The sequence below is a fragment of the Bizionia myxarmorum genome (assembly GCF_008086205.1).
In the GTDB taxonomy this organism is placed as follows: Bacteria; Bacteroidota; Bacteroidia; order Flavobacteriales; family Flavobacteriaceae; genus Algorimicrobium; species Algorimicrobium myxarmorum.
Genome location: NZ_VSKK01000001.1, coordinates 1516323 through 1540198 on the forward strand (window position 1 = coordinate 1516323; position 23876 = coordinate 1540198).

The following is a 23876-nucleotide window of genomic DNA, read 5'->3' on the forward strand; positions in this document are numbered from 1 at the left end:
TATGACGCTAGCTCTTATTTTATATTTTCTTATCGCTTTTTTGTTAATGGGCCGATTGTTGCTCTACGGCATACGACCTACAAAAACTTTAGCTTGGCTATTAGCAATTTCCACAATTCCAGTAGCTGGGATGCTTTTTTATTTAGCTTTAGGTCGAAATAGGAAAAAAAACAAATTCTATACGTTTAGGAAAACTGAAGATATGTCAAAATACCTTCATAGAGTTGAAGATTACTACAATACCGTTGCTACAGATAAGAATGTTCCAATAACGATTAAAAATCATATTAAGCTCGTCAAGCTGATAACCAAAGGTTCAAATTTCTTACCAAGTGTAGGTAATGAGTTAATTCCTTTAAAAAGTGGCAAAGCCACTTTTGAAGCCATTTTTAAGGCTATGGAAACGGCGAAAAAATTTATTCATATTCAGTATTACATTTATGAAGAAGGCGATTTGGCCGACAAGTTTAAATCTATACTAATTCGAAAGGCAAAAGAAGGTGTTGAAGTACGATTTCTTTATGATGCCTTGGGAAGTAGAACGTTGAGCAACAAATATATAAACAACCTTAAAGCTGAAGGGATTCAAGTGTACGGTTTTTTGCCAATGCGTTTGGGCAGGCTTCTCTCTTCAATAAATTATAGAAACCATCGAAAAATAGTTATTGTAGATGGCATTTATGGCTTTACAGGTGGTATAAACGTATCTGATAAATACATATCTGGCGACCCTGTTTTAGGGAAATGGTACGATATGCACTTACAGTTAAAAGGCACTGTTGTAAACAGTTTGCAGGCTGTTTTTGCAATGGATTGGAGTTTTGCGAGTGGCACGGACAATTTATTAAACGCTCAATATTTTTTAAAGCACTCCACTTCAGGAAACTCAATAGCTCAAGTGGTTGCAAGTGGTCCTGATTCTGATTTTTCTTCGATACAGCAACTCTATTTTTCAATAATTAGTGGTGCTAAAAACTATGTTTACATTACCAATCCATATATAATTCCTGGCGAGGCAATATCGGAAGCCTTACAAGTTGCAGCAATGAGTGGTATAGATGTAAGACTATTGCTTTCTGCAAATTCTGATAGCTTTTTGGTAAAATGGACAGTGCGTTCCCATTTTGAAGCCTTGTTGGAATCAGGCGTCAAAATTTATCTCTATCCAGATGGATTTCTGCATAGTAAGATTCTCATTTCGGATGATGAATTAAGTTCCATCGGAACTGCCAATTTGGACATTCGAAGCTTTGAGCAAAATTATGAAGTAAATGTCCTGATGTATGATAACGGGATAACAGATGAATTAAAACACGATTTTTTAAGATATTGCAAAAAAAGCAGTCAGATTAACTATCAACAATTTAAACAAAGGCATAAAATTGAGCGATTAAAAGAGGGTGTTGCTAAAATATTTAGTCCAGTTTTATAATGGGCTGATGTATGTTATTATTTATATGGAATCAAACCATTACCTTTGTTAAAACTCTATAAATTAGAAAAATGAACATAGGATTAGCCCTTTCTGGTGGAGGAGCACGAGGCGCAGCGCATATTGGCGCCATTAAAGCATTGGAAGAGCATGGCATATTCCCAACACACATTGCAGGTACAAGTGCTGGCGCTATTGTAGGTGCTTTGTATGCAGCAGATGTAAGCTGGTCTGAAATATTAAATTTCTTTAAAACCATTTCTATATTTGAAACCAATAGATATGCACGCAATAAACCTGGCTTCATCAATTCAGTAAAATTTTATGATGACCTCAAAGCCTATTTCCCAGACGATAATTTTGACGCTCTAAAAAAACCGCTGTTTATTACCGCAGCAAACATTATTGATGGCAATTCAAAGATATTTAGCAAGGGACAACTTATAAAACCAATTATAGCATCTGCTTCGTTTCCAGGTGTTTTTACACCTACTGAAATTAATGGAAAATTTTATGTTGATGGAGGCACATTAAATAATTTTCCCGTAGAGCCCTTGAAAGAAAAATGTGATAAAATAATTGGTATTTATGTAAATCCTTTAAAGAAGATTGGCATCAAGGATTTAAAACATTCCTATTCCGTGGTAGAAAGAGCCTATAAAATCAAAGTTGCGGCAGAATCCATGTCAAAATTCCCAGAATGTGATATGGTTATAAGCCCACAAGAATTAGTTAATTACGGAACCTTTGGGATGAACAGCATCGACGCTATCTTCCAACTTGGTTATACTTCTACAAAAAGCGCTTTGGAAAAAGATAAAACGGTTTTTTCAAAATAATCACATAAAAACGGACTGCAATCTTTGCTAATATTTTGATATTCAACGCTACGAGACATTTTCTCATTATTATTATTATTGTCTAAATTTGAAATTTGCTAAAGTGATTATTTCAAATTGGAAGCTGACTTATATCATTTGTAGTTGAAAAAGGTTCGTGTAATTTTGCATTTCTATATAATTTTCAACGTCAGATAAATGCAATTCAATCTCGATTCATGGATTACCTATGTGCTAACAATCTTGACGTGCATTTTACTCGGTCTTGTAACACAATGGTTATTCTTTTGGCTCATTAAATTTTCCAATCGAAAAAGACCTTCCATTTTAAAAGCGCAACTCATCTTACATTTAAAAACACCCGTAAAACTTCTATTTCCAATACTATTTATTTTTAGCGCTTTTGGCACTCTTGAACTCAACATTTTTTGGAAGAAGAGTATAGAAAGTTTCATTATCATAAATTTTTCCTGGCTATTTATTGTGTTATTAAATGCGGTGGAAGAAATTGTGAAACAAAAATTCAATATTAATGGAGTTCATAAAGCAAAAGAAAGAAAAGTAATAACCCAATTGCGCTTTATAAAGAGTATTTCCATTGTTATTATTTTAACCCTTGCCATAGCGGTCATTTTATGGAATATTCCAGCAGTAAGGAAATTGGGTACGACTATTTTAACATCGGCTGGTGTTATAGGAATTATTTTCGGTGTCGCTGCCCAAAAATCAATATCAAATCTCATTACAGGTTTTCAAATTGCCTTTACACAACCTATTAAAATTGATGACGAGGTTGTTGTTGAAGGAGAATTTGGGACTGTTGAAGATATTACACTTACCTACGTAGTTGTTAAAATTTGGGATTGGCGAAGACTCGTATTACCGCTCAATTATTTTAATGACAATTCTTTTGTAAATTGGACTTTCAATTCACAGGAAATAATTGGAAGTGTTTTTTTTCATGTCGATTATATGTTTCCAGTAGTTGAGATGAGAAAGAAACTCTTGGAAATATTAAAAAATGATGACTTATGGGATAAGAATGTAGCCAATTTATTGGTTACTAATTCAGGCGAAACCAGCATGGAACTGCGAGCAACCTTTAGTGCAAGAAATGCTTCAGATATTTATAATCTCCGTTGTAAAGTAAGAGAAAAATTAATTGAATTTATTCAAGAAAATCATGAAGATTGCCTTCCTAAAATTAGACAAATAAATTTGAGGAATACTCAAAATAACATATCTTAAAGCCAAAATTTAAAACAAACTGCTCGCTAAATGCAATTAGATACTATCATTAATAATTTGCCAAGTTTTTTTTACCGTGCAAAAAATGACAAGCATTGGACGGCAGAATTCGCAAGTCAAGGTTTTTATAAATTAACAGGGCATTCCGTTGAAGATTTAACTAATAGCAAGGTGCATTTTGCTGAAATAATTCTGGAAGCAGACCGCAATAAAGTTAGAGAAACAATAGAAAAAGCTATAGCAGTCAAAGAAATATTTCATATTGAGTACCGCATCACGCATAAAAATGGAACGATTAAACATTTTAGGGAACAAGGACAAGGTGTTTATGCTGCTAATAACAAGTTAATTGCTTTAGAAGGTTTTGTACAAGACATTTCAAAACAGAAACAAACCGAACATAAACTACGAGAAGAAAAAGCAAAAAACACGGCATTGTTGGACGCCATGCCAGATATGATGTTTATTCAAAATCTTAAAGGAGAATATACAGATTGTTTTGCATCAGAACCTGAAAAATTGTTTATGCCTGTTAAAGATTTTATAGGTAAAAACACAAAAGAGGTTTTACCACCGCATGTTTTCGAAATTGTTGATGAGGCGCAACATAAAGCCATTGCAACCGGAGAAGTACAGATTGTAAAATATAGTGTTAAGAATGAAAATGGCGAGCAGTTTTTTGAAGCACGAATCGTTCATCTAAATCAACATGGTCTATTGACCATTGTAAGAGAGTTTACCTTACAAAGACTTGCTGAAAAACAATTTACAAAAAGCGAGGTCAGAAATAAGGCTATGCTGCAGGCGATTCCGGATTTTCTTTATACACTCGACCGAAATGGTGTTTATCTTGATGCACATGCACCTGAAACTGCAATTCTACCAGTCGCAAAAGAAGATTTAGTAGGTAAGAGTATCTATGATATTCTACCTGAAGAACTCGCTGACAGAATCATGAAAGCAATCGTTCAAAGTGACAAAACGAACCAGACTCAAGTTTTGGAATATTCATTTTCTCTTGAAGAAGAGGTACGCTTTTATGAAGGGCGAATAGTGAAGAAAGATAATGCGAATTTTTTGGCAATTGTGCGTGATATTACCGAGAAGAGATCTGTAGACGATAGTTTGTATCTAAGAAATAGTGCATTGGCAGCTATCATAAATGGTATTGTTATAACCGATTCCAGACAACGAGATAATCCTATTATTTACGCAAATCAGGCCTTTAAGGATACAACTGGTTATGAAAGTGCTGATTTTATTGGGAAAAATTGTAACTTTTTACAAGGAGAAGACCAAAATCAAGAAGAAATTAAAATCATGTCTTCAGCTATAAAAAAAGGTGAATCCTGTCATGTTGTATTAAGAAATTATAGAAAAGATGGCACCTTGTTTTGGAATGAAATTTCGCTAACACCTATTTTCAATAATAATGATATTCTGACTCACTTTATAAGTGTGCAAAATGACGTTTCTGCACGTAAAAAAGACGAGATTTTTAAAAATTCCATTAAGCAAGTGATGGATATGATTATTGAGCAAAAGCCTTTAGAAGATATTGGCAATAAAATTGTTGAAACGATAGAGATTGCAATTCCCAACTGTATTGGTTCTATTTTGTTGCTTAATAAAGACAAAAAAACGCTTCATAAGTTGTGTGCACCAAATCTTCCCCAAATCTTTAGCAACGCTATCGAAGGAATTGCAATTAGCGATAAAATGGGGTCTTGTGGTACTGCAGCCTTTTTAAAAAACGAAATTATCGTACCGAATATTGCAGAAAGCCCATTATGGGAAGATTTTACAGAATTAGCATTAGCAGAAGATTTGAGAGCCTGTTGGTCTTTCCCAATATATTCTTCCAACAAAGAGGTATTGGGAACTTTCGCTATTTATTCTAACACAATAGGAGAACCGATACCTACAGAAAAAAATTTCATTTACGACATTACTCGTGTGGCGAGTGTGGCGATTGAGAAGCAAAACGCAAATAATGCCTTAAAACGTAGCACAGAAAAACTTGCAGCCTATGCCGACGAACTTGAAATGACTGTTGAAGAGCGTACAGACGAACTGAAGGAGATGGTTCAAAAGTTGACAGAATCTAATTTGAGCCTTGAAGACCAAATAAAAGAAACCAAATCTGCCGAAAGAAAAGCGTTAAAAAGTAAAATTTTAATTGAGCAAATTTCACAAAATTATCCGTTGGGATATGTGGCAGTAATAGATGCTAATTTTAGAATTGTTTATATTCAAGGGGAAGAATTAAAGGAATTAGGATTTAAAGGGCTATCAAATTCAAAAACGATAATCGATGACGTTTTGGGGTTTTCTGAGGAAGTGAAGGAAATAGTAAAGGCCAATGTATTAAAAACCTTTAGAGGCGAACATCGTACTTTCGAAATAACTTTTCAAAATAGATTTTACTTGGTAAACACGATGCCTTTACCTAATGAAAACCAAAACATAGAACAAGTATTGTTAGTTCATAATAATATCACACTACAAAAGCAGGCAGAACTTGAAATGCTAAACACGCTAAAAAAAGAGCAGGAGTTGAGTGAATTAAAATCACGGTTTATCTCAATGGCTTCGCACGAGTTTAGAACACCGTTAAGTGCTATTTTATCTTCGGGTATTTTAATAGAAAAATTAAATGCTCCAGGAAAAGAAGAGAAAAGGTTGCGTCACGTAGCCAAAATAAAATCCAACGTTCAAAACCTTGTTGTGATTCTTAATGATTTTCTATCCTTGAGCAAATTGGAAGAAGGAAAAGTAATAGCAAAACCAGAAAAATTTGATTTTATTGGTTTATCAAAATCCATAATTGATGATATTAAAGGCAACAAAAAAAAGGGGCAAACCATTGTGTTTGAATGCCAATTGTCAGAACTAATAGTTTTTTTAGACCCAAAATTAGTTAGGCATATTATTTCTAATTTATTGTCTAATGCCATCAAATATTCGGATGAAAACAAGAATATAATCTTTAAAATAGAAACGAACCATCATCAATTGTTATTGGAAGTAACAGACCAAGGTATCGGCATTCCACAAGAAGATATAACTAATATGTTTCAACGTTTTTACCGTGCCAACAATGTCACTAATATTCAAGGCACTGGTTTGGGTTTGAGTATCGTCAAACAATACACCGAGTTAATGGGAGGCAGCATAAAGTTAAAAAGTGAATTAAATGTGGGCTCAACTTTTTATATTGATTTTCCGCTAAATACCAGTCAAAATGAAAAAAATATTAATAATTGAAGACAATCAAGATGTTCGGGAAAACACCGCTGAAATCCTTGAACTGGAAAACTACATAGTTACGACTGCTGAAAATGGCAAAATAGGCGTTCAGAAAGCACTGGAAGATATCCCTGATATCATTATTTGCGATATTATGATGCCAGAATTGGATGGTTATGGTGTTTTTGAAAGTTTAAACAATAATTCAAAAACAGCAAGCATTCCATTTATTTTTTTGACTTCAAAATCAGAAAGATCAGATTTAAGAAAAGGAATGAATCTTGGTGCAGACGATTATTTGACCAAGCCTTTTTTAGATAGTGAATTACTGGAAGCCATTGAATGTCGTATTAAAAAGAATGATTTTTTAAAGAAAGAATTTTCTAAAAACATTCAAGGTATTAGTGATTTTCTGAATGAAGCTTCAGAACACTTAAACCTTGAAGAACTTTATAAAGAAAGAAATCTTATAAAATATAAAAATAAAGAAGAAATTTTTAGAGAGGGAAATCCGGCACATAAATTATATTTCATTCAAAGTGGTACTATAAAAACATTCAAAACGACAGAAACTGGTAAAGACTTTGTGATTGGTATTTATGGCCCTGGAGATTTTATAGGACAGCTATCACTTCTAAATAAAAAAAGGAAATATATAAAAACAGCGGTTGTAATAGAAGATGCAGAAATTTACGCTATTCCTAAAGCAGATTTCACACAACTACTTTACGGAAAAAAAGAAATCTCAAATAAGTTTATTGAAATGATTTCTAATAATGTCATTGAATTGCAGACGCAACTAGCAAACATGGCATTTGCTACAGTAAGACAAAGAACTGCAATAACACTTTTAGATTTAGATGAAAGAGGAATGATTAAAGATGCAGATCATACAGGTATTAATATTCCTAGAGATGATTTTGCCGGACTTATTGGGACCGCAACAGAAACAGCTATTAGAATGCTAACCGAGTTTAAAAACGAAGGATTAATTTGTATGGAATCAAATAGAAGACTTGTTTTATTGGATAAAGAGCGTATAATAAATATTGCCGAATGTGGATAGTTAATTACACTTTAGAATATTTTAAATAGTTTTTTTATTTAGATGTCCTTTTAATTTTTCAAGTAAAAAATCTCTTAAAAATGTTATTAACTGCTCTTGCAACAACCCTTTAAACTCATTTTTTATGTTAACAGGCTTCAAATTAATTTTAGAACTTTTAATACTTAATTTTATACGTTCTTTATAAATCTGCTTTTGCAGACTTAAAATTTGTAACTGATTATCTATTTCCTCAAACGAATTAAAGCTATTTGGTGTCATCTTTCGTAAAATAATAGTTAGAAAATTTTCTAATTAAAGGTGCATTAATTTGATCTCTAAACAGATACATAAGTATAACTGCCAAAACATAAAACGAACCCACAATTAGAAAACCCTAAAACGTATTCTCTAAAATTTGAGCGAACTTAAAGGCTATTGCAAATGAAACTATTATTAAAGCGATACAAACCAAAGCACCTATAATAAGTGTTTTGGTAATAAAAGTAATACCAATCATAAGTGCTTTAAAACTCTTGAGCTTAATGTAGTCTTCACTACTTTTTATATAGCCTTGAATATTAACATCCTCTCTAAAAAGCTTTCTTTCAATGTTTCAAAAGCCATAATTAGTTTTTTTGAAGGTGTGCATTTTTGCTTTTAAGTTCTTCTAACTTACTTTCCAAACTAGAAATGATATCATCAGCCTTGCCACTCATATTAGAAATGGTATCATCTAATTTTTGTTCAAATTCTTGTTTTTTATCATTTACTGATTTTGTAAGTTCTGCTTTAGCATGAGAGATACGTTCAGCAATGTCGTGTTCCGTATCTATGACTTTTTGTTTAATTTTTTTTCTTGTTTCTGTACCCTTGTTTGGTGCATACAAAATTCCAATTCCGGCACCTATTGCTGCCCCAGCTAATAAAGCCAGTAGTGTTTTTTCGCTATTGTAATTCATAATTCTATTTTTTAAAGACCTGCACGATGGCAGATAGATTAATAATTAATTTGTTTACCCCAAAATTAAGTCAACAGGCTTTTAATTAGAATGACCTAAATCAGTATAGAAAAATTAAAATATTGTAAAAATTAAATCAATAGTGATGTGGGTCATTTCTAAAAGATATTTATCTATATACATTAGCAATACAATAGGTAATTACGTTGCCATTAGAAGATAGTTAATGAAATCTAATATTGAAGAAACTAGACAAAAGTGTGTTTTGTTAAAATCATTTCCAAAATTTCAGCAAATAGAAAATGTCATTGACCGTATTTGTCATACGAATAATGATGGTATTCAAATTTCTGTATTGGGTAAGTTGGAAGGAATAAATCTAGACACCCATCCTGCCGTTTCTTGGAATGAGCTAAAAAACCATTGTGAGGATGAATTAATACTCACTTCAAATTCTGGGATGGTCTCAAATCCTGAAATAGGTGCTTTTTTTATCGTAGGATTTCTTGCACCTATTTTCTTGCAAGAAATAAATGGAAAAAAAATAGGGTCCATGTCAACAGGTCTTTATGGTATTTTAAGAGGCTTGGGAATAGACCAGGACCGCGTAACTGCTTGCTCAAAATCGTTGAGTAGTGGTAATTACCTGCTTATAGTTAGGGGTTCTAGAGATGAAATAATGAAATTAGAAGATAATATCAAGGAATTGGATTAGAAAATAATTCTAATAAATTAGCAATGAAAAGCCTAAACAATTTGCATTTTTATTAAAATCCTATGTTCTATGGTTTGGATATTATTTGAATTGTCTATAAAATTCTTTGGTCAAAAACGCAGTTAAATCATAAAAATGAAAACAGACTTACAAATACCAGAATCCATAAGCTCACGAACAGAATTTAAAAATAAATTCAGTTTAAAGGAAATGTATCGTGCCACCGTTTATATGCCTAGGGCTATAATTAAAATGGTTGAAAATAGTAAAAGTCAATTAATCAATACTGATTTTACAAAACGTTTACAATTAGCAGTAACAGAAGTCAATGGATGTGCTGTATGCTCCTATGGACATGCTAAATTGGCTTTGCGTCAAGGTATGAGTGGAAATGAAATAAGTAGTTTTTTAAGTGGTGAAGATGATTTCATAAAACCAGTAGAAGCTAAAGCAATTATGTTTGCTCAACATTATGCAGAGTCGAGAGGGTATCCTAAAAAGTTCACGTATGATGCCATTGTCACCGAATATGGAAAGCGGCAAGCACTTATTATACTTGCCATAATTCAGGTAATGACTATTGGTAATATGTTTGGAATTCCTTTTAGTGCCTTTCAATCTCGACTACATGGAAAACCTTATAAAGATAGTTCCATACTAGCTGAATTAGGGCTTTTAATAGTTGGTATATTTTTAATACCAATTGCTGTTGTTCATGGGCTCATAAGAGGTTTAATAGGTTTACCTAATGTAAGATTAGATAAAAGTATTACTGAAGAACAAGACGACTTTTAAAAATAATGAAACGAAATTTATTAAAAAAACATAACAACAATTTCAAATTTTCACCACCTAAGCATATGATTAGCAGTAAACAAAATATCTACAATAATTAAAGTCAAAATATGATTATCGAAAAACATCATAAACACTGACTTGGATCATTGTTAACTCCTTAACGTTTTTCTAAATTCACTGTATAAATAAATAGTAATCTCATAACAAATTAGAAATTATGAAAAGAGTTGAAAACAAAGTTGTAGTTGTAACAGGTGGTGCATTAGGTATTGGACGTGAAACGTGCCTTCTGTTAGCAAAGCACGGAGCAAAAGTTGCAGTGGCTGATATTCTTGATAAAGAAGGTCAAAAGTTAGTTGAAGATATTAAAAAGTTAGGTGGTGTATCAAAATTCTGGCATCTTGATGTGACAAATGAAAAAGAAGTTGAGAGCGTATATACCAATGTTTATAAAGAATTTGGCAAGCTTGATGCTACTGTTAATAATGCAGGAATTGCAGGTCCAGACAAACCATCTCATGAAGTAACCGAAAAAGAATGGGATCTTGTTATGAATATTAATTTAAAAGGGGTTTTCTTTTGCTCCAAACATGCCATTCCTTTTATGAAAAAATCGGGAGGAGGAAGTATTGTAAATATTTCGTCTATTTATGGAATTGTTGGTGCGGCAGATTTGCCACCATATCATGCTTCAAAAGGAGCTGTTAGAGTAATGTCTAAAACCGATGCCATACAATATGCGAAAGATAAAATTAGAGTGAACTCTGTGCATCCAGGTTTTATTTGGACACCGTTAGTAGAAGAATTGGGTAAAGAAAAACCAGGATTCCGTAAACAACTTGATAGTCTGCACCCAATAGGACATATTGGTGAAGCAATAGATGTGGCCTATGGCATTCTTTATCTGATATCAGACGAATCTAAATTTACCACTGGTAGTGAATTAGTTATTGATGGTGGCTATACTGCTATATAATTTAGTAATCTTTAGTAACAACAATTTATGATATATCCATTCCACTAAACAGAGGCAATAACTTACTGTAAATTATATAATTTTACATATTGGTTGCTTCTGTTCTGTTGGATATTCATATGTTAGGTTATTTCCAACATAAACACCAAGTGCGTAATAAGCGGTTTTTCTAGCGTCATCTTTTTCTGAAATTGAATTTACTTTACCTTTTAATTTCACGGTTTGTCCATCAACTTCAACAGAAATGTTTTTAGATTCTACATTTGCTAACCGTTCAAAAGCTCTTTTATTTTTATCCTTAATATCAACGGCTTCCACTACTGATTTTATGGAAATAGTATTAGTTACGCCATGAACACCAATTAAATCTTCAACAGTGCTTTTGGCAGCTGTTTTTTGATAATCGCCTTCAACCTCACCAGATAAATAGACCCAACCATTTTCAACTTTTACTTCAATTTGATCATGTGGAACTGAAGAATGCCAGTTTAAGGAGTCGATGGTTGCTTTTGCAATTTCTGCATCTGTTTTTTTATGATTGCTGCCATAATTAACTTTTATTTCTTCTGCTACAGCACATACACCAGAAACATTTTTTACAGCATCTTCCGCAGCACGCTTTTTGCTGTAATTATCCACAACACCATTAAGCGTTACTACCCCATTTTTCACAGTAACACCAATTTGGGTCTCATCAATGTTTGGTTGCCAAGCTAATTCGGCAAGAACATCTTCTTTTATTCTAAAATCTGATTTTATGATATTTATTATTTTGATTCAACTTTTATAATTTGTTCAAATGTATCTTGGACAAATAAAGTATGAAATAATACAGGTCAGCATGAATAATTTTTATGAACTGACCTACATCAGTTTTTTTCAGTAGCACAATTTGCACCTTTACACTATAATATTTAAACGCGCATCTTATGCAAACGAATGATTCTTATTACCAAAACAAAAAAGAGTTTCGATTATTTGTAACAGAAACTTACACAAATTTACGTCAGCTAAAAAATGAAGGAAATCAAACTTCTTTTAATGATTTAGTGCTGAAAATAATGCCTCAAATACGGCAGTATGTGAATACACAATTAAATACTGCGATACGAAAAGGGCATTTTTCTAAAAACAAACACAAAGCAGATGAAATCATAGACCAGTTGTTTATTGAAATCTATGACCATATAGATGATGTGAAACAGGCAGAAGATTTCTACCTATGGTTGTTTAAAAAGACCAATGATTTGCTTGATGATATTATCGTAGAAGAGGAATTTGATGAATTTTTCTTTAAAAATATTGATGATTACACCAAACCTGAATGGGATGAAATGCAGGAGAAATATAGTATCGATGGTGGTGGCGATTTAATAATGGTTGAAGAACTGAATGATAGTTCGTACAATCATAATGACTATACGCTAAACCATGTATTTATTGAGAATGATGAAAATGATTGGATTAAAAAAATCGATAAAGATTTAACGTCCGAAGATATTCAACATCACATTGCAATGGTGTTGTACAATTTACCATCGCCTATGCGTACAGTGTTTGAGTTGGCTACCCAACAACATTTAGAACTCGACGAAATTGCTCAATTAAGAAATAGCACATTTGATGAAGTTGAACAACTTTTAACAGATGCAAAAAAAGCATTGCAAGTTAGTTTTTTCAATAGATATCCGCTTAAATAATAAACTTCATCATAGATGAATTACAAAGATTATTATAAAATATTAGGAGTCTCAAAAGACGCCACCGCAAAGGATATTAAAAAAGCCTACCGGAAATTAGCTGCCAAACATCATCCAGATAAGAATCCGGATGATAAAGCTGCCGAAGAAAAATTTAAGGAAATAAATGAAGCTAACGAAGTTTTAAGCGATAAAGAAAAGCGTGAAAAATACGACACCTTAGGTTCTAATTGGGAAGCGTACCAAAACACAGGCGATGATTGGCGCGATTATGCTAACCAAGCTAAACAAAGACAAAGTGGCGGAAATAGCTATTCTTATCAAGGAGACCCTTCAGGTTTTTATGGACAAGGCGCTCAAGGTGGCGAAGATTTTTCGAGTTTTTTTGAAACCTTTTTTGGCGCAGGTGGACGAGGTGCTAGAGGACAACAAGCAGCATACTCTGGAGGCGACACGCAAGCTGAAATGCCCATTACACTTTTGGAAGCTTATGAAGGAAGTAAACGAACCTTTGAAATCCATAATGAAAAGTTGCGCATAACCATTAAAAAAGGCGCTTATGATGGCCAGCAATTAAAGATAAAAGGCAAGGGACAGAAAGGCGTACAAGGCGGAAACCGAGGCGATTTATATATTATTTTGAAAGTACAACAAGACCCTCGATTTCAAAGAAGAGGCGATGACCTCATCTACAATGCTTCGGTAGATTTATATACGGCCATTTTAGGTGGAAAAACAGATATTCCAACACTAACAGGAATGGTTAAAGTTACCGTTCCAAAAGGGAGCGAAACTGGAAAAATCTTGAGACTAAAAGGTAAAGGAATGCCTAAATACAGTAAACCAACATCGCATGGCGATTTATTAGTGAAACTAAATGTAAATCTGCCTAAAAAGCTTATCAAGGAAGAACAAGAATTATTTGAAAAATTACAAGGTTTAAGAGATCCTCAAACCGTAGATACAAATTAAAAAATAGAATATTATGGACAAATTAAATTCAAACCCAAAAGCACACTATTTATTAGGTGCTGGACTAGATGTTTTACACTTCGAAAGTAGAGAGTGGTTAGATACTATTGACTTTTACAAAGATGAAGTTAGATTTTTTGAAGATTTATTAAAGAAAAAAGAAGCTTCAAAAAATAACAATCCAGACTATGAAAGAATGCTTAAAAACCTAGATAAAATTCACAAAGATTTATTTGAAGATTTAGAAGAAAGCATCATAGAGCACGAACAGTTATTATCTAGAATAGAACTAGCTGAAAAAGGTTTATCAGATAATGAGTATAGAAAAAAACACCAACAGATTCAATTAAGAATGAACACTTTTACCAACGATTTCAAAGTCTTTAAAAGAATAGTTTTTGATTATTCAAAAGGTCTTTAACATCAAATTGACCAACTATTAATTAGCGAATGGATAGTTGGATTAAAAATAAGAAATTATGAAAGGCGATTTCAATAAAATAGTAAATGAGAAAACACCTGTTTTGATAGATTTCTTCGCAGAATGGTGTGGTCCCTGTAAAGCGCAATCACCAATTATTAAAGAATTGGCAGAAGAAGTGGATGGAAAAGTGCGTGTTATAAAAATAGATATTGATAAAAATCAAGCAGTCGCACAGCGTTACAATGTAAAAGGCGTGCCAACATTGGTTTTGTTTAAAGAGGGAAAAATTGTTTGGCGCCAATCTGGCGTGCAAAGTAAATTACAGCTAATGGATGTTATTAAACAACATACGTGAGTAGTTAGGTAACTATTATTTAAAAATTATATACTATGGAACTATTGATATATAAAAGAGAATATGATGTAGCGGATAGCGTTCAAAATTTTATGAATTTTTATTACGCTACAAATATGAAGCATTTGGCAAGCGATCTTTTAGATAAAGGATTGTCTCCAGTTCAAATTTCTGATGCTGTTTCTGCTGCTATTAAAGTGGTCAATTCTTCAGGTATTGAAGCTCACAAACATTTTATGCCTGTTTTTAGTGGGTTAAATGAAGGAATTGTTCAAGATTGTAAGCTCTCTCATTTAGGATATGGATTGGTATTGATGAATGCGAATTCCAACTTGTCGGTTGTTAGCGAGTTTCAAGTGGATGTCTTGAGGAATTATCTAAAAGTAGATTTTTAAAATTTATAATTCTCCAAACCACCATTTTTTTCTCGTAGGTTTGAATTTTAGAGGTGCGCCGTATTTTTTTTCTAATTTTGCATTGATATAATCCATTCCTTCATTAACGGAATCTGTAACCAAAAATAACTGTAAATCATTTTTAGAAATAGTTCCAATATCTTGCATTACTTTAAGTTGTTTTAGTAATTGAGACCAATAGTCGGTACCAAATAAAACAACTGGGAAATCAGCTATTTTCTTGGTCTGTAACAGTGTCAATGTTTCAAAAAATTCATCCATAGTGCCAAAACCACCTGGAAACACAGCAAAAGCATATGAATATTTTAAAAGCAGCACTTTTCTAACGTAAAAATGATTCATAGATAAGTCAAAATCAAGATACGGATTGGGTTGTTGTTCTTTCGGTAGTTTTATATTACAGCCAATGGATTTACCAGAAACATCTTTAGCACCTCTATTGGCAGCTTCCATAATACCAGGACCACTACCAGTCATAATGGTAAACCCTTTTTTTGAAGCCAATTTAGAAAATTCCCGAGCCCTTTTATAATATAAGTTATCTTCTCCAAGTCTTGCAGAACCAAAAACAGTAATACATGGGTCTACAAAATGAAGCGTTCTAAATCCTTTGATAAATTCAAATACTATTGAAACCACACTTATAAATTCTTTTAATCGACTTCTTCTCCCCCCAAGAAATTTAGCTTCGTCATGATTCTGTTTCATATATGATAAATGTTTTTCAAAAATAATTGAAATGCACATGGTTTAAACTGATTTAAGTCATTTGAGAAGTTGTTTTTATACCTTAATTTGCTGTTAACTAAAACAAAATTTTTATGTTAGGCGATCTTAATAGTAGACAAATTGAACATGTTTTATCTAGTTTAATTGTTGGTAGAATTGGCTGTCATGCCGATGGTAGAACGTATATAGTTCCTGTAACATATGCTTATGATGGAACATATATTTATGGGCATACCAAAGAAGGATTGAAAATTGATATGATGCGAAAAAATCCGATGGTCTGTTTTGAAGTTGACGATATGGAAAATATGAGCAATTGGCGAAGTGTCATTGCCTGGGGAAAATTTGAAGAATTAATAACAACAGAACAGCGCATAGAAGGTATGAGAATATTGACGGACACCATAATGCCATTTATGACTGGAGAAACGACAATTAGTTATTCTATGATGGATTTCCAACAGAAAACCATTGAGGCTTTGCAAGGAGTTGTTTATAAAATTAAGCTTACAGAAAAAACTGGGCGTTATGAGAAGACCTAATTCTATGGTTTTATCTTCCGAAATACAGGCTTAACTTAAATTGCTTTCACTTTAAGTTTACTCTTTAACATTAATAATGTTCCAGGAGTTATTTTTGTTTTTAACTGCGTAAAGATTTTCCGTAATCCGTTTTGAAGTGATTTGTGGAACAACTCTTAAAAAGTCTTTATCCAAAACAACGTTAACGCCATCTTGAGTGAGGTAATGCTTTATATTTCCATTAGTATCGATTAGAACTTCAAAATACCTATAATTAACCATGTCTTTGTCTAAAGCTGCATTATGGCCCATGACATGTTTATTTACTTCTAATGCAATTGAGAAACCGTCATTAAAGTCACTACAATTTAAAAAACGTGGCTTAATAACCGCTTGTCCAGTTTTATCAATAAACCCGAAATAGTATATCCCAGCTTTAATTTCTTCAATTGGACATCTGTCATCATTGAACATCGGATAGTCGCCATCTTCAGTATTTGTAACAACTAAATCGGTTCTAAAATCTATAATTACATTACCTTCCTTATTGATAAACGCCCATTTTCCATCTTTTTGAATGGCTGCAACGTCGTTGTGAAATGGGGAAATAAAATCAACATCTGAAATGGATTGTGCAATTGTGAAAATTGGAATTATAATGAAGGATAGGAACAAGATTGCTGACTTTTTCATAATTTTTATTTTATAGTTAATAATTCAAAATTAGTGTAGAATTTATCATTGCGAAATGATATAGGTCATACTAAATTATATTTTTAATTGAAATTTACAAATCAATATCCAGCATAATAGGGCAATGGTCTGAACCATAATAGTCCGATAATATGTCTACTGAATTTATTTTTTCAGCCAAAGCATTACTGACCAAAAAATAATCAATCCTCCAACCCGTATTGCGTTCTCTGGACTTAAAACGATAGCTCCAGAAAGTATAAGCAATTTCTTCTGGATGCAAATATCGAAAGCAATCTACAAATCCTGCTTTGATAAGATTATCCATGCCATCAATTTCAATCTGTGTATAACCCGCGGTTTTGTTGTAATTTGATTTGTCGTTTTTTAAATCTATTGCTCTGTGAGCCACATTAAAATCACCACAAACAATTACAGGTTTGGTTTTCTCCAGAGTTTTTAAATACTCGAGGAAATCTACATCCCATTTTTTTCGATAGTCAAGTCGCGCCAATTCTTGTCCGGAATTGGGAACATAGACGTTTACCAAATAGAGGTCTTTATATTCTGTACATTGTAATCTTCCTTCAGCATTGTGTCTTGTAATTTCCATATCATTCGTAGAGGATTCGGGCTCGGTTTTACTTAAAGTTGCTGTTCCTGAATATCCTTTTTTTTCTGCGGAATTATAAAATTGGAAGTAATCACTCACTGGTAACAGGGCTTTTTTCACCTCATTATCTTGTGCCTTTGTTTCTTGTAAACATAGAATGTCTGGGTTTAGTTTTTCGATAGATTCAAAAAAATCTTTCTTTACAATGGCTCTTATACCGTTTACGTTCCAAGAAATTATAATCATTTTTAGTGTACTATTTCTATTTCATTTTGTACTTCGTAAACTCCTGGTGCGTTAAAAGCGACTTTTTGAGCTTCCTCTTTTTCTGAGATGGAATGAACCTTGCCTGTTAACTTTACAGTATTATTAGTTACTTCAACTGTAATATTTAAGGCATCAATAACTGCAGAACGTACAAAAGCTCTATTAATTTTTTCTTGTACATCCTTGGGTTCAATTATTTGTTGCAATGTAATATTGTTTGTAACCCCTTTTACACCAGTTAAATATTCCACGGTGCGTTTTGCAGCATCTCTTTGAAAGGCATGTTCTAATGTCCCAGAAAGTGTAATGAATCCATTTTCAACTTCAACAATTACTTTGTTATTAGGCACAGAAGCATTCCATTCTATCATTTTTATGGCCGTATTTGCAATTTCTGTATCCGTTTTATTAAGTGTTGAAATATAGCCTACTTTAATCTCTTCGGCTATTGCTTTTACACCAGCTACTTTTTTTACAGCATCTATTACCTCAAGTTTTATGGCATAAGAAAAAACAAGACCTGTTAGTGTTACAATGCCATCGTTTACTATGACACCTATCTGAGTTTTGTCTAATTTATTTTGCCATTCTATTTGCTCTAGAACATCTTGTTTTATTTCTAAATCTGTTTTCATTTTTTGATAAATTATTAATCTATTACATCTAAATCATTTATTACAATATGAACACCTGGCGCTAAATACGCTACGTTTTCAGCTGCTTTTTTTTCTGCTATTGAATGAACTGTTCCACTTAGTTTCACTAAACTATTTATTACTTCAACTGTAATGGCGTTGGCATCAATATCTGCCGAACGTTTATAAGCTTTAGCTATTTTTTCCTTAACATCAGCTGGTAATACGGCTTCTTTTATGGTAATAGTATTGTTTATCCATTTTACACCCACTATATTTTCTGCCACTCGTTTTGCTGCATCCTTTTGATAGGACCAATCAACCTCACCAGATAGATTAATCCAGCCATCGCGTACTTCAATGGAAATTTTGTCTTCTGGTATTGCCGTATTCCATTCAAAAGCTTTTACAATAGCTTTGCTAATCTCCAGATCAGTTTTTTGATAGTTTGTACCATATTTCACTTGAATATCTCCTGCCAAAGCTTTTACACCTTTAACTTTCTTAACTGCATTTTCAGCAGCTACCTTTTTCTGAAAATTGTCTAAAACACCTGTGAGCATAACAGTCCCATTTTCAACGACAACCCCAATTTGGGTCTCATCAATGTTTGGTTGCCATTCGAGTTCTTCTAATACATCGTTTTTAATTTCTAAATCCGTTTTCATCCTAATTAGTTTTAATTCACAATCTATTCCTAACTTGTTTCTTTAATCAATTGAGAAGAAAGAAATTTATTAATATTATAATTCTTAAAAAGGAATCAAAATCAGGTAACATCTATTTCAAGAAATCTGGATTTTTAAAAGCTGGATTTGGATATTTATAAAACCCTTCTCCTGTAGAAACTCCTAATTTATTTTTATCAATGTAGTTTTCTTTTAAGTATGCTACTATCTTTATTTTTAAGGGATCTTTGGTTTTTTCTGCCGCCATTTTATCAATATTATAGGCTGTAGTAATACCTACAACATCGAGAATGCCAAAAGGTCCTAAAGGCGCACCAGTTGCTTTCATCCAGGTTTTATCTATGGTTTCTGGGTCTGCCACTTCACTCACTAATAAATTAGTTGCGGCACTTAATAATGGTACTAATAGTGAATTTAGAATATATCCTGGCTGTTCTTTATGTAGAGGCAAGGCCAACATCCCAATAGCTTTGGCAAATGCAATAACATCCTCAAATACTTTTGGGTCTGTTTTGGCGTGACCCATAATTTCTGCTGTGTTATGAATCCATATTGTATTGGCAAAGTGTAATGCTAAAAATTTTGAAGGTCTTCCTGTCGCTTCGGCAAATTGGCTTGGCAATAAGGTTGAAGAATTTGTTGCAAAAACTGTTTTTTCTGGTGCAACTTTTGCTAGTTTTTGGTAGAAATCAATTTTTAATGTTGGATTTTCTGGTACTGCTTCGATAAGCAAATCGGCATCTTTTAAAGCGTCAGCTAAATTTGAAGTATACCTCAAGTTTTGGCGTGTTTTTTCTATTTGTTGCTCTGTAGCGTTCAAATCATTTTTGTAATCTAGGCTCAAACTACTGAATTTAGCTTTTGCCTTTTCTAGATTTTCATCAGTAATATCATAAACAGTTACTTTAAATCCGTGAAATGCACTTTGAAATGCAATCTGGTAGCCCAAAACACCACTGCCTGCTACGGTTATATTTTTATATTTCATTTTTATAGCTTTTTGTTATTAATTAGTTACTCTAAAATTTAGTATCAACCAATAATCGTTACAAAGTCTTTGGTACTTTTTCTAACTTTTTTAAGATTGACTAACCAATCTTTTTCTGTATCTCTATATCCTAAAGCCAGCATAATACAACTTCGAAGTCCTTTTTTTTTCAATCCTAAAATGTTGTCCAATGCATCTGCTTCAAAACCTTCCATAGGAGTACTGTCAACACCTTCGAAGGCTGCCGCAGCAATAGAAAGTCCAAAACCGATATAGGCTTGTTTGGCTGCATGATTAAAGTTCACTTCAGGATTTCTTTGCGGATAGATACTTAATAATTTTTGTCGATAATCTTCCCATCCTTTATTTTCAAAACCACGGATTTTATTGGTTAAATCGAACATGTAATTAATACGTTCTACGGTATAATTATCCCAAGCGGCAAAAACCAATAAATGTGAACAATCTGTAATAACGGATTGGTCCCATCCTATTTTTCTGATTTCTTTTTTAATTTCAGAATTTGTTATTTCTATGATTTCAAAAGGCTGCAAGCCACTTGAAGTTGGTGCTAATCTTGCAGCTTCTATAATGTTATCAACTTTAGATTGTGGCACCTTTTTGCCGTTCATTGCTTTAGTAGCATAACGCCATTTTAATTTTTCTAATAATTTCATATTTGCTTGTGTTTATAGGTAAATAGCATCGTATTCTACCTTTAATTCATTTTTTACATTCGTTATGCCTTCTGCTAAATATGCTGCAATTTGAGCATCGTCTTTTTCTTTAATTGAATTTACTTTGCCTTGTAATATTGCGGTATTTCCTTCAACGAGGACTGTAATATTTTTAGCATCAATGCTTGCAGAACGTTCAAATGCTCTATTGATATTTTGCTCAATGTTAATGGGTGATTCTTTTTCAGAGTTTATACTATTTATACTAATGGTATTGGTAATACTTTTTATGCCATCAATATATTGTAAGCTTTTTTCGGCTTCACTTTTTTGAAATCCCCATTTAACGTTACCTGATAAAAACACATGGCCATCTTCAACTTTTACGTCAATGTTTTCTTCAGGTACAGATGTGTTCCATTCTAAATCAAAATTGATTTTTGTTGTTAAGTCTGTATCAGTAAAGTTGCCTTGGATTTTAACTTCGATATCATCCGCAACTGCTTTAACGCCTATTATTTTTTTTGCCGTATTTTCAGCTACTAATTTTTCAGCCAAATTGCGAACGATACCAGAAAGCCTAACAATACCAAATTTAACTTCTATTCCTATTTGAGCATCTCTCAAGATTGGTTGCCACTCTAGTTCTTCTAATACATCTTGTTTTATTTCTAAATCTGTTTTCATGATTTCTAAAATTTATGGACTTATCAATAGGTCTATGCAAAATTACTCTAGTTAGTTATGTTTTAAACTGACCTAGGTCAGAGCAAAAAAATTGCCCTAATTCTATACAAAAAATTAGGGCAATTATCTATAAGAAATAATAGTGTTAATTTCATATATGGAATTTCAAAAAATTAGTAAACAACTTCTAACTCATTGTCCACAGTCCAGACTCCTGGCGAGTAATAGGCTGTTCTGCGTGCATCATCTTTTTCTTTTAATGAATGTACTTTACCTGTTAATTTCATAGTATGGCCATCGGTTTTAACCGTAATATCCTTTGAGTCAATATCAGCAGAACGCTCGAATGCTTTTTTGATTTTCTCTTTGATGTTACTGGCATCTACCGTATTTTTAAGTGTGATATTGTTAACCACATATTTTACACTTTGCAGATTCTCCACGGCTTTTTTAGCAGCATTTTTCTCAAACTCCCACATCACTTCACCTGTTAGGTAAATCCATCCATCTTCGACTTTAACCTCTACTTTATTTTCAGGCACTGAAATATTCCACTTTAAGGCATTTACTGCCGCTGCCGCAATTTCTGTGTCTGATTTTTTTTGACCGCTACTATATCGTACTTGAATATCTTCTGCTACTGCTTTTACTCCGAGTACACTTTTAGCTGCATTTTCTGCTTCGCGCTTTTTTACGTAGCTATCTACAGTTCCCGATAGTGTAACAATACCATCTTTTACAACAACCCCAATTTGGGTCTCATCGATATGTGGTTGCCATTCTAATTCATCCAACACATCTTCTTTGATACTTAAATCTGTTCTCATGATTTCTATGATTTAAATTAAACAATAATTATACACCAAAGATATTATGATTGTAAAGCTCTAACACTGACCTACATCATTCTGATTTTTTTTCTAAAAACTTTAACAAAACGAACAATTTCATAGCTTGCTAGTTTAGTCTAACTTAAAAACCCAAATGGTATATATACCATTTGGGTTTTTAATTGAAATACATTTATAAAAATATAATGCTTATTTTAAATGTGATCTTAACATCCATGCAGTTTTTTCGTGCTGTTCCATAAGTCCTGTAATGTAGTCACTAATTCCATCAGCGTGCCATTTATCTGCTATTGGTTTTATTTCTTCTCTAATAAAAATTATAATGCTTTCGTGATCTTCTAGCAATTCTGCGAAGATACTTTGACTATCATTTTTACCTTTTGTTTTTTCGGTAAGGTGTGTTAATTCTGAATATTTTTCTAAAGTAGCAGGTACATAATGACCTATCATACGTATTTTTTCTGCTACAGTATCTACAACCTCTTGTTGTTCTTCATATAACGCTTCAAGATAAACATGTACTGAATGAAAATCTGGACCTTCAATATTCCAGTGGAAATTTAAAGTCTTAGAGTATAATACAAATTCGTCTGCTAATATTTTTGATAATTGATCTGCAATAGCTTGTCTGTTTTCTGCTGAAATTCCGATGTTTGGCGTTTTCATTTTATAATATTTTAAATTAATAATTATATAAAGGTATTAGTTGTTAAAACTAAATATTATGACTTAGGTCAGTCTAAACTATTTTCTGTTTTTTTTTAATACTGAATATAAATTGTAGAACAAAGCTGCTATCATAACACCTAAGAATGCCACTGCCATATCTTTTTGTGAATCCCATACATCACCTTGAGTACCTAAATAGGAAATGCCTTCTTCTACAAAAAACACATCTGCTACTAACCATTCAATCATTTCATATAAAGCGCTTGCTGAAAGAATTATTAAAATAGGTAGTTTTAATGCTAAATACTTCGGAATTTTAATCCATTCTGAAAAACATTCTTGCAATGGAAAGTAGAGCAGGAAGCCAAAAGAGAAATGTACGATTCTATCATATTGATTTCTTGAAGAATGTAACGCATCCTGAATCCAGAAACCAAAGGTATTATCTGCATAGGTATATTTAGAGCCATAAACGTGTAGGCATAAAAAAACACAGATAAGCAAATAACTAAAATTACTGAATCTGTGTTTTTTATAGGTAAGAATTAAAAAAAGCAGTGCTATTACTGTTAACGTGTTTTCTATAAGCCAATTTTTGACGTTTGTGGTGCCAATTAAAGAATTTGCCCAAACGGTAGCGAATACGATACCAAACAAAAAAAGCTTATATCTATTCACGGTTAACACTGCTGGATAATTACATGCGTCAATAACTTGCTACCTACC

At 32.7% G+C, this 23876-nt stretch carries 28 protein-coding genes; 14 read left to right on the forward strand and 14 right to left on the reverse strand.

The features are described 5' to 3' along the window. Position 1 precedes the first annotated feature (1 nt). The 5 genes from cls (at position 2) to ES674_RS06880 (ending at position 7834) form a co-directional block, all read left to right on the forward strand. Positions 2 to 1432 carry a cardiolipin synthase gene (gene cls / locus ES674_RS06860; RefSeq protein ID WP_148403206.1) on the forward strand — a complete coding sequence of 477 codons (1431 nt, stop codon included), beginning with the start codon at positions 2 to 4 and terminating at the stop codon, positions 1430 to 1432. 71 nt (positions 1433 to 1503) lie between these two features. After that, positions 1504 to 2271 carry a patatin-like phospholipase family protein gene (locus ES674_RS15725; protein ID WP_148403207.1) on the forward strand — a complete coding sequence of 256 codons (768 nt, stop codon included), beginning with the start codon at positions 1504 to 1506 and terminating at the stop codon, positions 2269 to 2271. A 510-nt stretch (positions 2272 to 2781) separates the two neighbouring features. After that, positions 2782 to 3519, forward strand: a complete 738-nt coding sequence (locus ES674_RS06870) for a mechanosensitive ion channel family protein (protein WP_170233974.1) — start codon at positions 2782 to 2784, stop codon at positions 3517 to 3519. A 30-nt stretch (positions 3520 to 3549) separates the two neighbouring features. Next, entirely contained in the window at positions 3550 to 6786 is a 3237-nt protein-coding gene (locus tag ES674_RS06875) for a PAS domain S-box protein (RefSeq protein ID WP_148403209.1), read from the forward strand. Continuing rightward, positions 6764 to 7834 carry a response regulator gene (locus ES674_RS06880; RefSeq protein WP_148403210.1) on the forward strand — a complete coding sequence of 357 codons (1071 nt, stop codon included), beginning with the start codon at positions 6764 to 6766 and terminating at the stop codon, positions 7832 to 7834. Before ES674_RS06875 ends, ES674_RS06880 begins: the two co-directional genes overlap by 23 nt. A gap of 21 nt (positions 7835 to 7855) precedes the next feature. Here ES674_RS06880 and ES674_RS06885 read toward each other — a convergent pair whose 3' ends face one another. Together ES674_RS06885 and ES674_RS06890 are read right to left on the reverse strand one after the other, a co-directional pair. Beyond that, positions 7856 to 8095 carry a DUF6327 family protein gene (locus ES674_RS06885; RefSeq protein WP_148403211.1) on the reverse strand — a complete coding sequence of 80 codons (240 nt, stop codon included), beginning with the start codon at positions 8093 to 8095 and terminating at the stop codon, positions 7856 to 7858. A 347-nt stretch (positions 8096 to 8442) separates the two neighbouring features. Next, complete coding sequence (locus tag ES674_RS06890) at positions 8443 to 8775, reverse strand: YtxH domain-containing protein (RefSeq protein WP_148403212.1); 333 nt, start codon at positions 8773 to 8775, stop codon at positions 8443 to 8445. Positions 8776 to 9001: 226 nt separating this feature from the next. Between ES674_RS06890 and ES674_RS06895 the strand changes: the two genes are divergently transcribed. The 3 genes from ES674_RS06895 to ES674_RS06905 all read left to right on the forward strand — a co-directional run bounded on the left by ES674_RS06895 (position 9002) and on the right by ES674_RS06905 (position 11264). Continuing rightward, positions 9002 to 9490, forward strand: coding sequence for a hypothetical protein (locus ES674_RS06895; protein ID WP_148403213.1), 489 nt, complete (start codon positions 9002 to 9004; stop codon positions 9488 to 9490). A gap of 135 nt (positions 9491 to 9625) precedes the next feature. Then, positions 9626 to 10285 carry a carboxymuconolactone decarboxylase family protein gene (locus tag ES674_RS06900; protein ID WP_148403214.1) on the forward strand — a complete coding sequence of 220 codons (660 nt, stop codon included), beginning with the start codon at positions 9626 to 9628 and terminating at the stop codon, positions 10283 to 10285. Between the two features lie 220 nt (positions 10286 to 10505). Beyond that, positions 10506 to 11264, forward strand: coding sequence for an SDR family NAD(P)-dependent oxidoreductase (locus ES674_RS06905; RefSeq protein ID WP_148403215.1), 759 nt, complete (start codon positions 10506 to 10508; stop codon positions 11262 to 11264). 72 nt (positions 11265 to 11336) lie between these two features. Here ES674_RS06905 and ES674_RS06910 read toward each other — a convergent pair whose 3' ends face one another. Then, positions 11337 to 12041 (reverse strand): BON domain-containing protein, encoded by a 705-nt coding sequence (locus ES674_RS06910; protein ID WP_317132043.1) that lies wholly within the window; start codon positions 12039 to 12041, stop codon positions 11337 to 11339. Between the two features lie 152 nt (positions 12042 to 12193). Here ES674_RS06910 and ES674_RS06915 point away from each other — a divergent pair, with 152 nt between their 5' ends. Genes ES674_RS06915 through ES674_RS06935 form a run of 5 tightly spaced genes read left to right on the forward strand, consistent with a single transcriptional unit; the run spans position 12194 to position 15110 of the window. After that, the gene (locus ES674_RS06915; RefSeq protein ID WP_148403217.1) at positions 12194 to 12964 is read left to right on the forward strand and encodes an RNA polymerase sigma factor; all 771 of its coding nucleotides are present in this window, start codon (positions 12194 to 12196) and stop codon (positions 12962 to 12964) included. 15 nt (positions 12965 to 12979) lie between these two features. Beyond that, complete coding sequence (locus ES674_RS06920; RefSeq protein WP_148403218.1) at positions 12980 to 13936, forward strand: DnaJ C-terminal domain-containing protein; 957 nt, start codon at positions 12980 to 12982, stop codon at positions 13934 to 13936. A gap of 13 nt (positions 13937 to 13949) precedes the next feature. Continuing rightward, a complete protein-coding gene (locus tag ES674_RS06925) occupies positions 13950 to 14357 on the forward strand; it encodes a hypothetical protein (protein ID WP_148403219.1) in 408 nt (135 codons plus the stop codon). 58 nt (positions 14358 to 14415) lie between these two features. Further along, positions 14416 to 14715 carry a thioredoxin gene (gene trxA, locus ES674_RS06930; protein ID WP_148403220.1) on the forward strand — a complete coding sequence of 100 codons (300 nt, stop codon included), beginning with the start codon at positions 14416 to 14418 and terminating at the stop codon, positions 14713 to 14715. 35 nt (positions 14716 to 14750) lie between these two features. After that, positions 14751 to 15110: a hypothetical protein gene (locus tag ES674_RS06935; protein ID WP_148403221.1), complete on the forward strand. Its 360-nt coding sequence runs from the start codon at positions 14751 to 14753 to the stop codon at positions 15108 to 15110. 3 nt (positions 15111 to 15113) lie between these two features. On the opposite strand, the gene ES674_RS06940 is transcribed toward ES674_RS06935, so the two are convergent. Then, positions 15114 to 15839 carry an LOG family protein gene (locus tag ES674_RS06940; protein WP_148403222.1) on the reverse strand — a complete coding sequence of 242 codons (726 nt, stop codon included), beginning with the start codon at positions 15837 to 15839 and terminating at the stop codon, positions 15114 to 15116. Positions 15840 to 15952: 113 nt separating this feature from the next. On the opposite strand from ES674_RS06940, the gene ES674_RS06945 reads away from it, so the two are divergent. Then, entirely contained in the window at positions 15953 to 16402 is a 450-nt protein-coding gene (locus ES674_RS06945; protein ID WP_148403223.1) for a pyridoxamine 5'-phosphate oxidase family protein, read from the forward strand. A gap of 57 nt (positions 16403 to 16459) precedes the next feature. Here the strand turns inward: ES674_RS06945 and ES674_RS06950 are convergent, their stop codons facing one another. The 10 genes from ES674_RS06950 to ES674_RS06995 all read right to left on the reverse strand — a co-directional run bounded on the left by ES674_RS06950 (position 16460) and on the right by ES674_RS06995 (position 23828). Continuing rightward, the gene (locus ES674_RS06950; protein WP_148403224.1) at positions 16460 to 17074 is read right to left on the reverse strand and encodes a WG repeat-containing protein; all 615 of its coding nucleotides are present in this window, start codon (positions 17072 to 17074) and stop codon (positions 16460 to 16462) included. 94 nt (positions 17075 to 17168) lie between these two features. Then, entirely contained in the window at positions 17169 to 17933 is a 765-nt protein-coding gene (locus ES674_RS06955) for an exodeoxyribonuclease III (protein ID WP_148403225.1), read from the reverse strand. Between the two features lie 2 nt (positions 17934 to 17935). Then, entirely contained in the window at positions 17936 to 18589 is a 654-nt protein-coding gene (locus ES674_RS06960; RefSeq protein WP_148403226.1) for a BON domain-containing protein, read from the reverse strand. A gap of 14 nt (positions 18590 to 18603) precedes the next feature. After that, entirely contained in the window at positions 18604 to 19257 is a 654-nt protein-coding gene (locus ES674_RS06965) for a BON domain-containing protein (protein ID WP_148403227.1), read from the reverse strand. A 112-nt stretch (positions 19258 to 19369) separates the two neighbouring features. Further along, positions 19370 to 20266 carry a 3-hydroxyacyl-CoA dehydrogenase gene (locus ES674_RS06970; RefSeq protein ID WP_148403228.1) on the reverse strand — a complete coding sequence of 299 codons (897 nt, stop codon included), beginning with the start codon at positions 20264 to 20266 and terminating at the stop codon, positions 19370 to 19372. Between the two features lie 44 nt (positions 20267 to 20310). Continuing rightward, the gene (locus ES674_RS06975) at positions 20311 to 20943 is read right to left on the reverse strand and encodes a nitroreductase family protein (RefSeq protein ID WP_148403229.1); all 633 of its coding nucleotides are present in this window, start codon (positions 20941 to 20943) and stop codon (positions 20311 to 20313) included. Between the two features lie 12 nt (positions 20944 to 20955). Beyond that, positions 20956 to 21630, reverse strand: coding sequence for a BON domain-containing protein (locus tag ES674_RS06980; RefSeq protein ID WP_148403230.1), 675 nt, complete (start codon positions 21628 to 21630; stop codon positions 20956 to 20958). A 173-nt stretch (positions 21631 to 21803) separates the two neighbouring features. Then, positions 21804 to 22457, reverse strand: a complete 654-nt coding sequence (locus tag ES674_RS06985; protein WP_148403231.1) for a BON domain-containing protein — start codon at positions 22455 to 22457, stop codon at positions 21804 to 21806. Between the two features lie 213 nt (positions 22458 to 22670). Continuing rightward, a complete protein-coding gene (locus ES674_RS06990) occupies positions 22671 to 23147 on the reverse strand; it encodes a Dps family protein (protein ID WP_148403232.1) in 477 nt (158 codons plus the stop codon). 78 nt (positions 23148 to 23225) lie between these two features. After that, complete coding sequence (locus tag ES674_RS06995; protein ID WP_246125984.1) at positions 23226 to 23828, reverse strand: DUF2238 domain-containing protein; 603 nt, start codon at positions 23826 to 23828, stop codon at positions 23226 to 23228. Positions 23829 to 23876: the final 48 nt, after the last annotated feature.

Excerpts from the sequence above, each read along its gene's own strand:
- cls (WP_148403206.1), top strand. The coding sequence starts at position 2 with ATGACGCTAGCTCTTATTTTATATTTTCTTATCGCTTTTTTGTTAATG.
- ES674_RS15725 (WP_148403207.1), top strand. The coding sequence starts at position 1,504 with ATGAACATAGGATTAGCCCTTTCTGGTGGAGGAGCACGAGGCGCAGCG.
- ES674_RS06875 (WP_148403209.1), top strand. The coding sequence starts at position 3,550 with ATGCAATTAGATACTATCATTAATAATTTGCCAAGTTTTTTTTACCGT.
- ES674_RS06880 (WP_148403210.1), top strand. The coding sequence starts at position 6,764 with ATGAAAAAAATATTAATAATTGAAGACAATCAAGATGTTCGGGAAAAC.
- ES674_RS06885 (WP_148403211.1), bottom strand. The coding sequence starts at position 8,095 with ATGACACCAAATAGCTTTAATTCGTTTGAGGAAATAGATAATCAGTTA.
- ES674_RS06890 (WP_148403212.1), bottom strand. The coding sequence starts at position 8,775 with ATGAATTACAATAGCGAAAAAACACTACTGGCTTTATTAGCTGGGGCA.
- ES674_RS06895 (WP_148403213.1), top strand. The coding sequence starts at position 9,002 with ATGAAATCTAATATTGAAGAAACTAGACAAAAGTGTGTTTTGTTAAAA.
- ES674_RS06900 (WP_148403214.1), top strand. The coding sequence starts at position 9,626 with ATGAAAACAGACTTACAAATACCAGAATCCATAAGCTCACGAACAGAA.
- ES674_RS06905 (WP_148403215.1), top strand. The coding sequence starts at position 10,506 with ATGAAAAGAGTTGAAAACAAAGTTGTAGTTGTAACAGGTGGTGCATTA.
- ES674_RS06915 (WP_148403217.1), top strand. The coding sequence starts at position 12,194 with ATGCAAACGAATGATTCTTATTACCAAAACAAAAAAGAGTTTCGATTA.
- ES674_RS06920 (WP_148403218.1), top strand. The coding sequence starts at position 12,980 with ATGAATTACAAAGATTATTATAAAATATTAGGAGTCTCAAAAGACGCC.
- ES674_RS06925 (WP_148403219.1), top strand. The coding sequence starts at position 13,950 with ATGGACAAATTAAATTCAAACCCAAAAGCACACTATTTATTAGGTGCT.
- trxA (WP_148403220.1), top strand. The coding sequence starts at position 14,416 with ATGAAAGGCGATTTCAATAAAATAGTAAATGAGAAAACACCTGTTTTG.
- ES674_RS06935 (WP_148403221.1), top strand. The coding sequence starts at position 14,751 with ATGGAACTATTGATATATAAAAGAGAATATGATGTAGCGGATAGCGTT.
- ES674_RS06940 (WP_148403222.1), bottom strand. The coding sequence starts at position 15,839 with ATGAAACAGAATCATGACGAAGCTAAATTTCTTGGGGGGAGAAGAAGT.
- ES674_RS06945 (WP_148403223.1), top strand. The coding sequence starts at position 15,953 with ATGTTAGGCGATCTTAATAGTAGACAAATTGAACATGTTTTATCTAGT.
- ES674_RS06950 (WP_148403224.1), bottom strand. The coding sequence starts at position 17,074 with ATGAAAAAGTCAGCAATCTTGTTCCTATCCTTCATTATAATTCCAATT.
- ES674_RS06955 (WP_148403225.1), bottom strand. The coding sequence starts at position 17,933 with ATGATTATAATTTCTTGGAACGTAAACGGTATAAGAGCCATTGTAAAG.
- ES674_RS06960 (WP_148403226.1), bottom strand. The coding sequence starts at position 18,589 with ATGAAAACAGATTTAGAAATAAAACAAGATGTTCTAGAGCAAATAGAA.
- ES674_RS06965 (WP_148403227.1), bottom strand. The coding sequence starts at position 19,257 with ATGAAAACGGATTTAGAAATTAAAAACGATGTATTAGAAGAACTCGAA.
- ES674_RS06970 (WP_148403228.1), bottom strand. The coding sequence starts at position 20,266 with ATGAAATATAAAAATATAACCGTAGCAGGCAGTGGTGTTTTGGGCTAC.
- ES674_RS06975 (WP_148403229.1), bottom strand. The coding sequence starts at position 20,943 with ATGAAATTATTAGAAAAATTAAAATGGCGTTATGCTACTAAAGCAATG.
- ES674_RS06980 (WP_148403230.1), bottom strand. The coding sequence starts at position 21,630 with ATGAAAACAGATTTAGAAATAAAACAAGATGTATTAGAAGAACTAGAG.
- ES674_RS06985 (WP_148403231.1), bottom strand. The coding sequence starts at position 22,457 with ATGAGAACAGATTTAAGTATCAAAGAAGATGTGTTGGATGAATTAGAA.
- ES674_RS06990 (WP_148403232.1), bottom strand. The coding sequence starts at position 23,147 with ATGAAAACGCCAAACATCGGAATTTCAGCAGAAAACAGACAAGCTATT.